At 52.4% G+C, this 14,876-nt stretch carries 15 protein-coding genes; 3 read left to right on the top strand and 12 right to left on the bottom strand.

What is annotated here, in order from left to right; genetic code table 11:
• Nucleotides 1–11: 11 nt before the first annotated feature.
• Nucleotides 12–1,688, bottom strand: coding sequence for a M28 family peptidase (locus DG177_RS00880; protein ID WP_108809764.1), 1,677 nt, complete (start codon nt 1,686–1,688; stop codon nt 12–14).
• A gap of 188 nt (nt 1,689–1,876) precedes the next feature.
• On the opposite strand from DG177_RS00880, the gene DG177_RS00875 reads away from it, so the two are divergent.
• The gene (locus tag DG177_RS00875; RefSeq protein ID WP_337658396.1) at nt 1,877–3,835 is read left to right on the top strand and encodes a S9 family peptidase; all 1,959 of its coding nucleotides are present in this window, start codon (nt 1,877–1,879) and stop codon (nt 3,833–3,835) included.
• A 69-nt stretch (nt 3,836–3,904) separates the two neighbouring features.
• Here DG177_RS00875 and rpsD read toward each other — a convergent pair whose 3' ends face one another.
• On the bottom strand, nt 3,905–4,519 hold the full coding sequence (rpsD, locus tag DG177_RS00870) for a 30S ribosomal protein S4 (RefSeq protein ID WP_108809763.1): 615 nt from the start codon (nt 4,517–4,519) through the stop codon (nt 3,905–3,907).
• 219 nt (nt 4,520–4,738) lie between these two features.
• Here rpsD and DG177_RS00865 point away from each other — a divergent pair, with 219 nt between their 5' ends.
• Nucleotides 4,739–5,050 (top strand): chorismate mutase, encoded by a 312-nt coding sequence (locus DG177_RS00865; protein ID WP_108809762.1) that lies wholly within the window; start codon nt 4,739–4,741, stop codon nt 5,048–5,050.
• Between the two features lie 12 nt (nt 5,051–5,062).
• On the opposite strand, the gene DG177_RS00860 is transcribed toward DG177_RS00865, so the two are convergent.
• From DG177_RS00860 to rpiB, 4 genes are read right to left on the bottom strand one after another with little or no spacing between them, the layout of a single operon-like run.
• The gene (locus tag DG177_RS00860) at nt 5,063–5,794 is read right to left on the bottom strand and encodes a TrmH family RNA methyltransferase (protein WP_108809761.1); all 732 of its coding nucleotides are present in this window, start codon (nt 5,792–5,794) and stop codon (nt 5,063–5,065) included.
• Nucleotides 5,791–6,267 (bottom strand): transcriptional regulator NrdR, encoded by a 477-nt coding sequence (gene nrdR, locus DG177_RS00855; protein WP_108809760.1) that lies wholly within the window; start codon nt 6,265–6,267, stop codon nt 5,791–5,793. Before nrdR ends, DG177_RS00860 begins: the two co-directional genes overlap by 4 nt.
• Nucleotides 6,268–6,282: 15 nt before the next feature.
• Nucleotides 6,283–7,590 (bottom strand): serine hydroxymethyltransferase, encoded by a 1,308-nt coding sequence (gene glyA / locus DG177_RS00850; protein ID WP_108809759.1) that lies wholly within the window; start codon nt 7,588–7,590, stop codon nt 6,283–6,285.
• Nucleotides 7,590–8,039, bottom strand: a complete 450-nt coding sequence (gene rpiB / locus DG177_RS00845) for a ribose 5-phosphate isomerase B (protein WP_108809758.1) — start codon at nt 8,037–8,039, stop codon at nt 7,590–7,592. The genes glyA and rpiB overlap by 1 nt, the downstream gene beginning before the upstream one ends.
• Before the next feature lie 141 nt (nt 8,040–8,180).
• Here rpiB and DG177_RS00840 point away from each other — a divergent pair, with 141 nt between their 5' ends.
• Nucleotides 8,181–8,801 (top strand): methyltransferase domain-containing protein, encoded by a 621-nt coding sequence (locus DG177_RS00840; protein ID WP_108809757.1) that lies wholly within the window; start codon nt 8,181–8,183, stop codon nt 8,799–8,801.
• 2 nt (nt 8,802–8,803) lie between these two features.
• Here the strand turns inward: DG177_RS00840 and DG177_RS00835 are convergent, their stop codons facing one another.
• The 6 genes from DG177_RS00835 to ccmE form a co-directional block, all read right to left on the bottom strand.
• Nucleotides 8,804–10,744: a KUP/HAK/KT family potassium transporter gene (locus DG177_RS00835; protein WP_108809756.1), complete on the bottom strand. Its 1,941-nt coding sequence runs from the start codon at nt 10,742–10,744 to the stop codon at nt 8,804–8,806.
• A 152-nt stretch (nt 10,745–10,896) separates the two neighbouring features.
• Nucleotides 10,897–11,550 (bottom strand): tetratricopeptide repeat protein, encoded by a 654-nt coding sequence (locus DG177_RS00830; RefSeq protein WP_108809755.1) that lies wholly within the window; start codon nt 11,548–11,550, stop codon nt 10,897–10,899.
• Nucleotides 11,550–11,963, bottom strand: a complete 414-nt coding sequence (locus tag DG177_RS00825) for a cytochrome c-type biogenesis protein CcmH (protein ID WP_108809754.1) — start codon at nt 11,961–11,963, stop codon at nt 11,550–11,552. The genes DG177_RS00830 and DG177_RS00825 overlap by 1 nt, the downstream gene beginning before the upstream one ends.
• Nucleotides 11,960–12,487 carry a DsbE family thiol:disulfide interchange protein gene (locus DG177_RS00820; protein ID WP_337658392.1) on the bottom strand — a complete coding sequence of 176 codons (528 nt, stop codon included), beginning with the start codon at nt 12,485–12,487 and terminating at the stop codon, nt 11,960–11,962. The genes DG177_RS00825 and DG177_RS00820 overlap by 4 nt, the downstream gene beginning before the upstream one ends.
• Nucleotides 12,484–14,421, bottom strand: coding sequence for a heme lyase CcmF/NrfE family subunit (locus tag DG177_RS00815; protein WP_108809753.1), 1,938 nt, complete (start codon nt 14,419–14,421; stop codon nt 12,484–12,486). Before DG177_RS00815 ends, DG177_RS00820 begins: the two co-directional genes overlap by 4 nt.
• A complete protein-coding gene (ccmE, locus tag DG177_RS00810; RefSeq protein ID WP_108809752.1) occupies nt 14,418–14,867 on the bottom strand; it encodes a cytochrome c maturation protein CcmE in 450 nt (149 codons plus the stop codon). The genes DG177_RS00815 and ccmE overlap by 4 nt, the downstream gene beginning before the upstream one ends.
• Between the last annotated feature and the right edge of the window lie 9 nt (nt 14,868–14,876).

Genomic DNA, 14,876 nt, shown 5'->3' with positions numbered 1-14,876 from the left:
AAGGTTAGCGACTAGGCCCCGGCGCGGCTCTTGTCACGAATATCCCGGAATTCGTCACCGTCATTCCAGTTCGGCCAATCCTCCGTCATCGCCAGCATCCGTGCAACCGTATAATAGACTTTCAGGTCGCCCATAACACCGTCCCAGTTCCAATCCGGATTAAACTCATCCTTTGGTCCGTGGTAACGGTTCTCGGTATAGTCCTTGCTCACCGCTTCTCCTGCTTCACGACCACCTTCAACAAGGTCTTCGCCACCTTCGAAATAGATCATCGGAACACCCAGCTTAGCGAAGCTGAAATGGTCGGAGCGATAGTAAAAGCCCTTTTCAGGTGTCGGCTCTGCTTCGGCAGTTCGCCCGTCAACAGTCAGCGCGCCTTCAAGATAACGATCAAGCTGTGATTTACCCTTACCAACCACCACTATATTTTTCGCAGGACCAGCCATGCCAAAGGCATCCATGTTCACACCGCCAACCGTCTTGTTGAGCGGATAGATTGGATTTTCGGCATAATATTTCGAGCCTAACAGACCGGATTCTTCCGCCGTTACCGCCAGAAAAACAATACTGCGATCCGGTGCGCCTGCTTTGACATGTGCTTCAGCCAGAGCGACCAATGCTGCGGTTCCGGTCGCATTGTCGACAGCGCCGTTACAAATATCATCACCGTCTGGTGCCGGCTTGCAGCGCCCCAGATGATCCCAATGCGCAGTGTAGAGCACATATTCATCGGGCCGGGTCTTACCCTTGATCAAGCCGATGACGTTTTTGCTGTCCATCTTGCTAATATCATTTTCAAAGGACATCGAAGCAGTCAGGCCAAGCGGCACGGCTTTGAAATCTTTGGTTTTCGCGGCGGTCATCATCGCTTCCAGATCTTGACCGGCACTCGCAAAAACCTTCGAAGCGACCTCTTTTTGAACCCAGCCATTCGCCTTCGTCTGATCGGCACCGCCATTGGCTGACTGCGCATAGAATTGCGGACCACTCCAACTCGATTCCACCACATTCCAGCCATAAGCCGCCGGTGCAGTATCATGAATGATCAAGGCCGCCGCCGCGCCCTGACGCGCTGCTTCCTCATATTTATAGGTCCAGCGGCCATAATAGGTCATCGCCCGCCCGCCAAATTCTCCTTCCAGGCTTTCGGTACCGAAATCAGGATCGTTGACCAGGATGACAACGGTTTTGCCTTTGACGTCTACACCCTCGTAGTCATTCCACTCGCGCTCAGGCGCATTAATGCCGTAGCCGACAAAAACCAACTCGCTATCGACAACTTCAATTTTTGGCTGCTCTTGATAGGATGTGATAACCATCTCAGGACCATATTTAAAGTTCATGTCTCCAGTGCCACCCTTGATGGTCAGATCGGACACGTTTTTGGCCTCAATCTCGACCAATGGGACATCCTGAAACCAGCTATCACCATTGCCTGGTTCGATGCCGGCTTCGGCAAATTTCTGGGTCAGCAAAGCAAGGGTTTTTTCTTCCCCTATTGTGCCCGGAGCACGGCCTTCAAAAGCATCAGATGAAAGTTCCTGTGTAATATCGCGCATCGTATCAAGCGACAATTCCGGCGCAGCAACTTCTGGCAACGGTGCGCCGTTTTCTGGGCTCTCCACTTTCTTACATGCTGTCAAAGCCAGCGCCGGTATCAGCGCAAGGGCAAACCATTTCTTTTGCATTTCAAATCCTCATATCAAACTTTGCCTCACGGCTATGCCGAGATTAGTGGCAGAGACCGATAGCAAGCGCAAGCTGTGCGCAAGTCCAAAATATTCTGAAATACAGATTTGCGCTTGCGTTCTTAATTGCTCATGCTGATAGTGGTCGGATTACAAAGTTTACAGTATTGTATAATTAGGGGGCATCATTGTTAAACATCACTAAGCCGTTAGTCGCGGTTTCTATTCTCGCGAGTTCTGTTGCGACACCAGTATTGGCCAACGATCAGGCCACAATTTTCGGCTCAATGCCGGCTATTCAAGACATTAGCCTTTCTCCTGATGGTACTAGAATTGCATTTATTTCTCCGGGCCCCGGATTGCAAACTGACCTCTATTCCATTGATCTGACGAAAGGGAATGAGCCGGTTCGGGTAACGACATCATCTGGCGATCCTGAAAGCTTATTTTGGTGTGGGTGGGTTTCGAACGAACGCTTAGCCTGTAAAATTGGAGGCCTAGAAGAATATGCCGGCGATATTTATGGTTTTTCGAGCGTGTTCGCGGTTAACGCCGACGGCAGCAATCCCAAGCTGCTGAGCAAGAAACAAGCAAGGAATGCAATCGGTTATAGCTTAGGTGGAGGCAGTATTGTCGACTGGCTGCCACAGGAAGACAATGCGGTGCTAATGACCCGCTATCATCTGGAAGAGGCTAATGCCCGCACAAGAATTGCAAAACTCGGTCGGGGACTGGCTGTTGAGAAGATCGACACGCTGACCGGAAAAGCAAAAATGGTCGAACGACCCAAACAGGAAGCCGTTGAATATATCACCGATGGTCTCGGCAATGTCCGTATAAAAGGAAGCAGGATCAAGAAAGGCAGCACGGAACTCGATAGCGGTCAAATCAAATATTTTTACCAATCTGACAATGATTGGCGATCTCTCGGAAAGCTTGATTATGCAAATCGCACCGGATTTAATCCCTATGCGGTCGATCCCAAAACTAATCGTGTATACGGATTTGCACCGCATAAGGGCCGCAGGGCGTTATTATCAATTTCTTTAGATGGAAGCGGCGAACGAAAGGTCGTGTTCGCGCATGATGAAGTTGATGTGGATGGATTGATCAGAATAGGTCGAAACCAAAGGGTTGTCGGTGTAAGCTATGCGACTGAAAAGCGGCAAGGAGTCTATTTTGATCCGGCCTTGGAAAGACTCGCCTCTGCTTTGGGTAAGGCGCTTGGAAAAGACTATTCCATCCAATTTGCAGACGCGAGCCTGGATGAAAACAAGCTATTGATCTGGGCTGGTTCCGATATTGATCCGGGACAATATTTTCTGTTCGACAAGACCACAAAGCAATTGCGGCCTCTCTTGGGTGTGCGCCCTGCCGTCGAGAACAATAAGCTCGCTCAAGTCAAACCGGTATCCTATCCCGCCGCTGACGGCACAATGATACCTGGCTATTTGACGTTACCCGTTGGTGTATCCCCAAAAAATATACCAGCAATCGTGATGCCCCATGGTGGACCAGAAGCCCGTGATGAATGGGGGTTTGATTGGTTGGCACAGTTTTACGTCAGCCAGGGCTTTGCGGTTTTACAGCCCAATTTTCGCGGATCGACCGGATATGGTGAGCAATGGTTCTTGAATAACGGTTATAAGTCCTGGCGTACTGCGATCGGCGATATCTCCGCGGGCGGCCAGTGGTTGATTGATCAAGGAATTGCAAAACCAGAAGCGCTATCGATCGTCGGATGGTCCTATGGTGGATATGCCGCGTTGCAATCGGCGGCGACCTATCCTGATTTGTTCAAGGCAGTTGTCGCAATCGCGCCAGTTACCGATCTGTCTTTGAAAAAACGGAACAATAACAACTATTATAACAGTGCGGTCGCCGACGATCGGATAGGTAACGGTCCACATATCAAAGAGGGATCACCAGCACAGAATGTCGCCAAAATGAAGGCACCAGTGATGCTGTTTCATGGCGACTATGACCGAAATGTCAGAATCAACCATTCCAAACTCATGGAAAACAAACTTCGTGGTGCTGGAAAAACTGTTACTTTCGTTGAATATAAAGGGCTAGCCCATAGCCTGCGGCGCTCTGACGTCAGAATAGACATGCTGGAAAAATCTTCTAGTTTCCTGCCAAAATAGCGCAGTACAATGATACAAAAAAGGGCGGCTCCAACGGGCCGCCCTTTTTTTTGAATATCACAATGCCAATTAGCGCGAATAGAATTCGACCACCAGATTGGGTTCCATCGTCACCGGATAAGGCACTTCGTCCAAAGTAGGAACGCGGACATAGGTAACCTTGTCGGTTCCGTCTGGCGTGACATATTCCGGAATTTCACGCTCTGGCAGGCTCTGAGCCTCAATAACCAGCAGCATCTCTTTGGCTTTGTCGCTCAAGGAAACAACGTCACCGGGCTGCACTTTGCGCGAAGCAACGTTACATTTTACGCCGTTCACACGAATGTGGCCGTGGCTGACGAGTTGACGAGCAGCAAAAATTGTTGGTGTGAACTTGGCGCGGTAAACAACCATGTCCAAACGCTGCTCCAGCAGACCGATTAGGTTCTGGCTGGTATCGCCTTTCATGCTTGATGCTTCTTTGTAAGCGCGCTTGAATTGTTTCTCCGTCACGTCGCCATAATAGCCTTTCAGCTTCTGCTTGGCGCGCAGCTGAATACCGTAGTCAGACAGTTTGCCTTTGCGGCGCTGACCGTGCTGGCCCGGACCATAGTCGCGGCGATTGACAGGTGATTTTGGGCGACCCCAAATATTTTCGCCCATGCGGCGGTCAAGTTTATATTTCGAGCTGGTACGCTTTGTCATTTCAATGACTCCTAATTTGCTATGTCTATTCGTCCCGGAATGCACCGAAAACCCTACTGGATTAACGCGGCTACCGCTTCACCGGGGTGCGGAGCCAATTGCAAGACGCGGCCTATGACGATCTAATAAGCGATTGTCAAGCATCTGCAGGTCCAAAAATCGCACTAAAATCCCCATCATTGCTCGACTTGAGCAGTCGCAGTGACTAAAGGCGCTGACATGACAAAAACGACCCCGCTTCCACCTATGGAAACCATGACAGATGTCCGCGAACAAGTGGACCGTATTGATGGCGAACTTATCGCCCTGATGACCCAGCGCTTTGCCTGTATGGACGCTGCTGCGCGGATCAAAGTGGATCGCACCACCGTTCGTGACGAAGGGCGAAAGGCAAAGGTACTCGATAACGTGAAACAGCTTGCCAGTACCGCTGGTATTCCGGTTCCTACCATGGCCGCGATCTGGGAAATGTTGATCGAAACATCGATCAGCTATGAACTCGAAAAATGGGATCAGATGAGAGACAGCTGACCGGTTAAAAGTTCATTTTTTAACAAATGGCTTTTCGAGAGAGCTGAGCACACCGCGCCATGTCTGGACCTCTTCATTGGTCCACGCCGGTTTGGTGACCATATTGCGCAATGTCACCTTGGTCGCTGGCGCACGATCCGGCGGATAAAAATAGCCAGCACCATCCAACGCTCGCTCCAGATGCTCGTAAAAGCGGTCCAGCTCGATTTGAGGTGCCGGTTCTCGTTTTTTTGTCTCGACTGTAGGCTGCACCGTTCCGGCATTGTCCAACTTGGAAAGCTCGTAAGCCACCAATATGACGGCTTGCGCAAGATTGAGGGAACCAAAATCCGGATTGATTGGTACAGTAATGATCTTGCGAGACAGTTCCACATCAACCACTTCGAGGCCTGACCGTTCTGGGCCGAACAATATAGCGCATTTTCCGCTGGCCGAAGCCATCTCTGCTGCGGCTTCTGCGGGTGTCAAAATTTCTTTGGTCATACCGCGCTTCCGCACCGTGGTCGCATAGACATGCGAACAGTCCGCAACGGCCTCTGCAGTCGTGGCAAAAACCTGCGCATCTTCCAAAACACTATCCGCACCCGCCGCTGTCGGACCAGCGGACGGATTGGGCCAACCATCACGCGGATCGACAATTCGCATATCAGTCAGGCCAAAATTGAGCATCGCACGAGCCGCCTTGCCGATATTCTCGCCCAGCTGCGGCTTCACCAAAATTATAACAGGTTTGCGGCTGCTCATTTGCCTCCGGTGTCAGCAATGCCAACATCCTTCACACTGCCGGCAAACTCTTCAAAATCCTTCGCCTCGGTAAAATCCTTATACACCGAAGCGAAGCGGATATAGGCAACGCTATCGAGACCTTTCAGGCCTTCCATTACCATCTCGCCGATGCGTTTGGACGGGATTTCGGTTTCACCGCTTGTTTCCAACTGCCGCTGAATGCCGGACACCAGCTGGTCCATCTGCTCTTGGGCAATACCGCGTTTGCGGCAGGCCAGGGACACAGACAAATCGATCTTGGACCGGTCGAACGTCTCGCGCCGATCCTCGCTCTTTACTACCGTGATTTCGCGAAGCTGGATTCGTTCAAAGGTCGTGAAGCGAGCGCCGCAGCCTTCGCACTGCCGACGACGCCGGATGGTCGTACCATCTTCGGTCGGCCGGCTATCTTTTACCTGACTGTCATCATGGGCACAAAAGGGACAACGCATAAAAGTCTGTTTCGCTTATTCTGGGTAAATCGGGAAACGGTTGCAAAGTACTTGAACGCGTTCACGGACATCCGCTTCTACAGCCGGGTCACCGTTCTCACCTTTCTCACGCAAGCCGTCGAGAACATCGGCAACCATATCGCCAATCATCTGGAACTCCGCAGGACCAAAGCCGCGCGTAGTGCCTGCTGGCGACCCTACACGGATACCGCTGGTTTTCATGGGTGGCTGAGGGTCATTGGGAATGCTGTTCTTGTTGCACGTAATACCCGCGCGTTCGAGCGCTTCATCGGCATCACGCCCGGTGATACCAAGTGGCGACAGATCAATAAGCGCGAGGTGCGTATCAGTCCCGCCAGCAACCACATTTGCGCCGCGCTCTTTCAGGCGCGCGGCCAAAACTTTCGCATTCTCGATCACTGCCGAAGAATAGCTGGCAAATTCGGGCCGCAGCGCTTCGCCAAAAGCGACCGCTTTAGCTGCGATGACATGCATTAATGGCCCACCTTGGAGGCCAGGGAAAACCGCAGAATTGATCTTCTTTGCAATAGCTTCATCATTAGTCAGCACCAAACCACCGCGCGGCCCACGCAATGTTTTGTGGGTCGTGGTTGTGACCACATCTGCAAAGTCCAGAGGGCTTGGATGATAGCCAGCCGCCACCAGTCCGGCGAAATGTGCCATATCTACCATGAAGATCGCTCCAACCGCATCTGCGATTGCACGGAATTTGGCAAAATCAATCTGGCGCGGATAGGCAGAACCACCAGCGATGATCAGCTTTGGTTGATGCTCCTTGGCAAGAGCCTCAACTTCTTCATAATTGATCAGGTGATCATCTTCGTTGACGCCATATTGGACAGCGTTGAACCATTTGCCGGATTGCGCGGGTTTTGCGCCGTGAGTCAAATGCCCGCCTGCATCCAGAGACATGCCGAGAATAGTATCACCCGGCTTGGTCAGCGCCAGCATCACGGCACCGTTGGCCTGCGCACCCGAATGCGGCTGCACATTGGCGAAACCGCAATTGAATAGCTGCTTGGCACGATCAATTGCCAATGTTTCGACATCATCGGAAGGCGCGCAGCCCTGATAATAGCGACGGCCAGGATAGCCTTCTGCATATTTGTTGGTGAACACAGAGCCTTGCGCCTGTAATACCGCCTTGGACACGATATTTTCAGAAGCGATCAGTTCTATCTGATTTTGCTGGCGAGACATCTCTGCATTGATCGCACCGGCAACCGCCGGGTCACTCTCATCAACCGAGAAATCGAAAAACCCGGTTGGCCGGATATCCTGTATATCTGCGACATTACTCATCACGCTGCTCCTTCGGTCGTTGGTGCGGACAGTTTATCAACGCGGCGCTGATGCCGGTCTCCACCAAATTCTGTGTTCAAGAAATTATTCAGGCAGTCTTTTGCGATTTCGATTCCGACCAGACGCGCGCCCATGGCAATAACATTCGCGTCATTATGCTCGCGAGACAGCTTGGCCGAAAGGCCTTCTGAAACCAAAGCGCAGCGACAAGCCGGATTGCGATTGACTGCCATTGATATGCCAATGCCGGAACCGCACAGGGCAACTCCGCGTTCTGCGCTTCCCGATGCAACCGCTTCTGCCAGCTTATAGCCAAAATCTGGATAGTCGACGCTGTCCGTGGTCATCGGCCCCAAATCAGCCACCTCATGCCCGGCCTCAGTCAGCCATTCAACCAAAGCGGCCTTCATGTCGATGGCGGCATGGTCAGATGCAATGGCAATACGCATAAGCTTTGTCCTCAATATCCAGACAAGAATCGAATGCCCGCTATCTAGTAGACGATCCCTTTATGCGCCACCAAATATTGCCCCCTACTGACGATAAATTTACAATGGACAAGGGCAACAGTTCGCAAGAGACTGTCATATATGAAAAACACCATTGTTAGCGGCACTGAAGGCTATGCCAAACAGGCTCCTGTTCTCTTGAAGCAATATGAAAGCCTTTCGTTTGAAGAGAGCTATGCCGCAGCAATCGATCACTTCCCTCAAATGCCTAGTAAAATTCTAGATATTGGCTCGGGTACCGGACGAGATGCAGCATGGTTCGATGAAAGAGGGCATGATGTCGTCGCAGCCGAACCAACCAAAGAAATGCGAGAAGGAGCAATGAGATTGCACTCCTCACCAACGATTAGATGGCTGGACGATAGCTTGCCTGATCTGGTGAAAATCAGGAAATTGAATGAAACGTTCGATTTCATAATGATCAATGCCGTGTGGATGCATCTGGACGAAGATCAGAGGAAAACAGCAATAGACGCAGTGGCCCGTCTGCTTGGTCAAAATGCCAAACTCTTTGTGTCGCTAAGACACGGCCCTGTCCCCAAGAGCAGAAGAATGTTTGCGGTTTCCGCCGAGGAGACAATTAAGTTGGCGGCGCGCCATCAGCTTGTTCCGCTTTACAACAAAGAAGCTGAATCCATTCAACCGGCCAACAAGTCAGCGGGTGTCTGGTGGACAAAACTGATATTTGAAAACCAAACTTAGTGTCAGATTTCCATCTGACTGCCAAGCTCGACAACCCGGTTACTGGGAAGCTTGAAAAACTCCATAGCGGTAGCAGCATTGCGCAACATCCATGCGAAAATTTTCTCTCGCCAAATCATCATTTTCGGTTTTTCAGACGGCAACAACGTCTGTCGTGACAAGAAGAAGCTGGTCGTCATCATGTCAAAATCCATACCGCATTGCTTGACCTTCTTCAAAGCCGCAGGGACATCAGTTTCTTGCATGAAACCATAGTTCAGAATCAGGCGATAGAATCCATCCCCGAGATCTCTGACCTCAATCCGGTGCTCAAATTCCACATAGGGAACATCTTTGATGTTGACGGTCAGCACCACGACACGTTCGTGGATAACCTTGTTATGCTTGATATTGTGCAGCAAAGCGGATGGTACGCCGACAGAGTTAGACGCCATGAAAATCGCTGTTCCGGGAACCCGGGCAGCACTATTTTTGGCGGACTTGGTGAAAATCTCGATCGGCATGGCGGCTTCTGCCATGTTTTCGCGCATAATTTTGCGCCCCTTGGCCCAGGTCGTGAGCAACAGAAATGCAATGCCGCCAACCATTAGTGGGAACCAGCCACCTTGTGGGACCTTGGTCAGGTTCGCTGCAAAGTAAGCACCGTCGACCACGAAGAACAGGGCGATGAGTGGAACGGCATACCACCATTTCCACTTCCACAACGTAAAGACCAGTACAGCCAGCAAGCATGTATCGATTAGCATCGCACCGGTCACGGCAATACCATAAGCCGACGCCAGACTGCTTGAGCTCTGGAAAGTCAGAACAAGGATAAGAACGGCGATCATGATCGTCCAGTTGATCACCGGAATATAAATCTGGCCAGCTTCTGACGCGCTGGTGTGCTTCACCGTAAGGCGCGGAATGAAACCCAGCTGGATCGCCTGATGGGTGACCGAGAAAGCACCCGAGATGACGGCCTGACTGGCAATGAAAGTCGCCATCGTTGCCAATATCACCAACGGCAAACGCAGCATTTCGGGGGCAAGCAGGAAGAACGGATTCTGGATTGCCGCAGCTGCACCAGCTTCGTCCATACCGATGATCATAGCCCCTTGGCCGAAATAGTTGCACAGCAAGGCTGGCATCACGAAGCCGAACCACGCAATTCGCATCGGCTTACGCCCGAAATGCCCCATATCGGCGAATAGAGCCGCTGAGCCTGTTACGGCCAAAACGACTGAACCCAAGGCCAGAAAGGCCTTGAAACCATCGATCAGGAAAAACTGGAGAGCATACCAGGGGTTCAGCGCCAGCAATATTTCCGGAGTCTGGAATATCTGTGTGAGTCCTAAAATCGCGATGACGGTGAAATAGACGAACATAACCGGTGCGAATAAAGCCCCGATTTTTGCGGTTCCTCGTGATTGGATTACGAAGAGAAAGACAAGTAAGCCCACGGCAATCGGGATAACCATGGGCTGCAATCCGCTATTCACAACGGTCAAACCTTCGACAGCGGACAAGACCGAGATTGCAGGCGTAATCATGCTGTCGCCATAGAATAACGAGGTCGCGAATACGCCCAGCAATATCGCGACCCAGCCGAATTTTGATCGTCGCAAGGCCCCGGACAACAAGGCCACCACTGCGAGACTGCCGCCCTGCCCTTTATTGTCCGCGCGCATCAGGATGGTCACATATTGGATCGCCACGACCAGAGTCATCGACCAGAAAATCAGACTGACCACGCCAAGAACGTGCAACTTGTCCAATTCTAATGGGTGAGCGCCGACAAATGTCTCACGAAACGCGTAAAGCGGGCTCGTACCAATGTCGCCAAATACAATACCAATTGCACCAGCGGCCAGTTTTGCAACGGCGCTGCCCTCTTGGCGTGAACCATGAGGCTGGATGACGCGATTGCGTTTCCGTTTCGGTTGTGACGTCGATTCAGACATTGATTGCCGTTTTGGCGGTCCCCTGATTGGGTCGAAATGGTTGCGCTAGCCCCGCGCAGCCTTTTCGACAAGCGCGCGCGATTAGCATGGGCCTCTATAGCACGCAACTATAGCCGCAGATATGCCCATCAACCTCCTGATATAACTGTGTTTTAGTTACCAGCGGGGGCATTTTCGGGCATGGGCAGCGCAGGTTGCATTTTCTCCATAGCAGCCAAACGCGACTCGAGATCCTTGCGCCATGGTGCCTCTTCCGGGCTGCGTTCCAGCAATTCTGTCCAGATTGCGCGTGCCTGATCAATTTTCCCAGACTGGGCATAAGCCATGCCCAGAAAGAAGGGCGGGCCAGGATGTTCGGGTGAAATATCTGCCGCTTTCTGAAATGCAAATTGCGCGGCTGGCGTTATGATACCATCCGCATGAACAACCAAGGCATTGCCTAAGCCGACCCACAGATCCGGGTTGTTTGGATGCTCCTTCACACCATTACGCAAATAGTTAGCGGCAGCGCCATGTTTGCCGCTGCGATTCAGCGCATCAGAAAATATCAGCCATTCCTGCGCACTACCAAAACGCTCGCCCATTTCCTTGCGGGATTCAATGCTGCTATCGTCAAAACTATTGGGTTTTTCGGTTGGTTCTATCGACACGCCTGCCATGCCGGGATTACCCTGCCACGCGTACCCTGCCACACCAAGCAACAGTGCTGCTCCGGTCAATTCATAGGCCCCACGTGGCAACTTGCCGAGCCAGACAAGACTTCCAAAAAGCAGCAACAGGAAACTCAAAAGTATCAGCCAGCCCATTAGCTATCATCCTTTTTGCGGCGAAAGCGGCCGCGTGCCAACCACAAGGCCGCAATCAACAGAAAAATTGGAGCGATCCACAATGGCCATGTCATTGGCGTTACCGGTGGATCATAGGTCACCCAGCTGCCATAGCGCTCGACCAGCCAATTGCGTATCTGGTCAGGCGTTTCGCCTGCTGCAATCCGTTCGCGGACCTGGCTGCGCATGTCCCCTGCCATAGGGGCATTGCTGTCTGCGATGGACTGGCTCTGGCATTTCAGGCAGCGCAATTCTTCCATCAGATCACGCGCCGCAGCTTCCTTGGCAGGGTCAGCCAGTTGCTGATCCGCATAAGGTGCAGGCGGCAAGCCGGTTTGCGCTGCAACGGGCGATGCCAATATCGATGCGATAAAAACCAGAGTATATCTCATTGGGCCTCCCGCAAAATCTCAAGCAGCTCCGGAACATTTTCCTTGCGAATATCCCCGATATGCTGGTGAACAATAATACCTCTGCCATCAATCACGAAGGTTTCCGGAACGCCCGATGACCCCAGTTCCAACTGTACAGAGCTAGTCGTGTCAGAGCCGATCCGGCTATAGGGATTGCCCCAGCGATTAAGGAAGTTCGCAATATCTTCCGGCCTATCTCGGCTCGCAATAGCATGGATTTCCACACCCGCCTCTTGCAGCTCCAGCAGTTGCGGTGCTTCTGCAATACAAGGAAGACACCAGCTTGCGAAAATATTGAGCAGCTTGGGCTTGCCATCTACCAGATCGGTGCTGCTCAAGGCGGGTCTTTGTTCAATCGCAGCTGGTAGTGAGAAGGTCGGCATCGGTTTGCCGACCATTTTCGATTCAATGATATTGTCCTTTGGAATCATCAAGCCAGCCGCGACCGCAACAAAGAACAATCCGAACAGGCCTAAAGGCAACCAGAGCAACCAGCGGTTCAAAGCACCAGTTCCGCATATTCTTTTTGTTTACGCTGCAGATATTTGCGCCGCAGACGCCCGACAATCGCAAGCACGCCGCCCAAAGCAACCAATATCCCGCCATACCAGATCAGGGTGACAAAAGGCTTCCACCAGGCCCGGACCTGCCAGCGTCCTTCGGCATCACCTTCGCCCAGAACAACATATAATTGCCCGTTCCACCGCGTCAGCAAAGCCGCCTCGCTGGTCTGGGTTTGGGCGGATGCAAACATACGGTTTTGCGGCGTGACCTCGACGGTTTTTCCGCCATCATATTGTGCGGTAATACGTGATTCCAATGCGGTCCAGTTGGGCCCTGCCACTGGTTCAATCGCCTCGAATTTCATTTTCCACTTGTTGACCACAATCTCGTCACCGGGCTTGGCTGCAACCAGCTTTTCTTCGGTAAAACTACTTTCCGACGCCATACCGACCAGCGCCACGGCGATACCGAAATGCGCAATCACCATACCATAAGTGTGCATCGGCGTCCGACGTAAATTGCGCTTCCACAAGGGTACAAAGCTGGCGACAGCAATACCAGCAGCCAGAGCCATGCCCAGCAGTGACAAGACTGACATGCCTGTGGTGAGCAGAACCAACAGGAATAAAGCAGCGGCGGTGATGACAATCGGTATGGATATGCGGTTCAGCAAAGCCTTGGCGTTATCTTTCCGCCAGCGCAGCAAAGGCCCTGCGGCCATGATCGCAACCAGCAGCAGCGCAACCGGTCCGGTTGCAAGATTGAAATAAGGGGGTCCGACCGATAGCTTTTCGTCGGTCAGCGCCTCGACCACCAAGGGATATAGCGTGCCCACAAAGACGATCCCCAATATGGCCGATAGCAGCAGGTTATTGGCAACCAATGCGCCCTCTCGGCTCACAAATTCAAAACGCGCGCCTTCCTTGACGGTCCCGACCCTGAGCGCGAACAGGGCCATGGCGCCGCCGATATAGATGGCAAGCAGCGCAAGAATGAAGCTACCACGCTCTGGATCAACCGCAAATGCGTGGACGCTGGTCAGGATTCCCGAACGGACAAGAAACGTGCCGATCATCGACATGGAGAAAGCCACAACCGCCAGCATTACCGTCCAGGCGCGAAGCCCATCGCGCGTCGCCAATACTGTCACCGAATGCAACAGGGCTGTGGCGGCTATCCATGGCATCAAAGAGGCATTTTCGACCGGATCCCAGAACCACCAGCCACCCCAGCCGAGTTCGTAATAGGCCCAATAGCTGCCCGCCGTGATGCCCAGCGTCAGAAAAACCCAGGCGCCTAGCACCCATGGCCGCATTGCCCGTGCAAAGGCCGGACCGACATCACGGGTGATCATCGCGCCGACGGCGAAGGAGAAAGCCACCGAAAGGCCGACATAACCGAAATAAAGCGTTGGTGGATGGAAGGCCAGACCGGGGTCCTGCAACAACGGATTAAGCCCCTGTCCATCCTGCGGGACCGGAAACATCCGTTCGAATGGATTGGAAGAGATCAGCAGAAATGCATAAAATCCAAGGCTGATGAAAGCCTGCGCCGCCAATGTTGTGACCAGCGTTTTTGTTTTCAAACTGCGCTCAAAAAGGGCGATACAAGTGCCCGCCAGCCCCATCACCGTAACCCAAAGCAGCATGGACCCTTCGTGATTGCCCCAGGTTCCAGCAAATTTGTAAAGCAGCGGCTTTACCGACGCACTGTTTTTTACCACCAGCGACACAGACATGTCCGATCGTAGGAACAGCCAGATTAGAAGCAGGAAAGAAAGTGTAACCAGCACGCCTTGTGCCACCGCCACTGGCCGGATCGCGGCGTAAAATTCCTCACGCCCGGCGCGCACACCAATGGCGCCCAACGCAAATTGCAGCAACGCCAGTCCGGCGGCCAGCCACAGAGCAATCAAACCTGCTTCTGCAATCATTCGACCAGCGTATCCGTTTTGGTCATATTGCCAGTCATATCAATGCCTTCAAGCTCTCGTGGGATATAGTTTTCGTCATGTTTCGCGAGCAGGCTATCAGCCACAAACAGGCCATCGCTGGTTAACTTACCATCCGCGACAACACCGGACCCTTCGACAAACAGATCGGGTGTAATGCCGGTATAGCTAACGGCTTGCTGCGCGGTGCCATCTTGCACGATGAAGTTCACCGTAACGCCATCCGCATCATGTCGTATTGATCCCTCTTCGACCATGCCGCCCAGCCGAATAGCTTTTCCCGCAGCAGGCTTTTTAGCGACTATGTCTGATGGGGTATAAAAATAATTGGCTTGATCCTGCAACGCGAAAGCCGCCAGCAATCCTGCACCGAGCAGCGCGACCAGTGCCAGTACGGCCAATGTCAGTCTCTGATGTTTCGCCTTCACGCGTCAATC

The sequence above is a fragment of the Sphingorhabdus sp. Alg231-15 genome (genome assembly GCF_900149705.1).
GTDB lineage: Bacteria > Pseudomonadota > Alphaproteobacteria > Sphingomonadales > Sphingomonadaceae > Parasphingorhabdus.
Note: the sequence above shows the minus strand (reverse complement) of the source record. Positions and strands in the feature narration are given on the sequence as shown.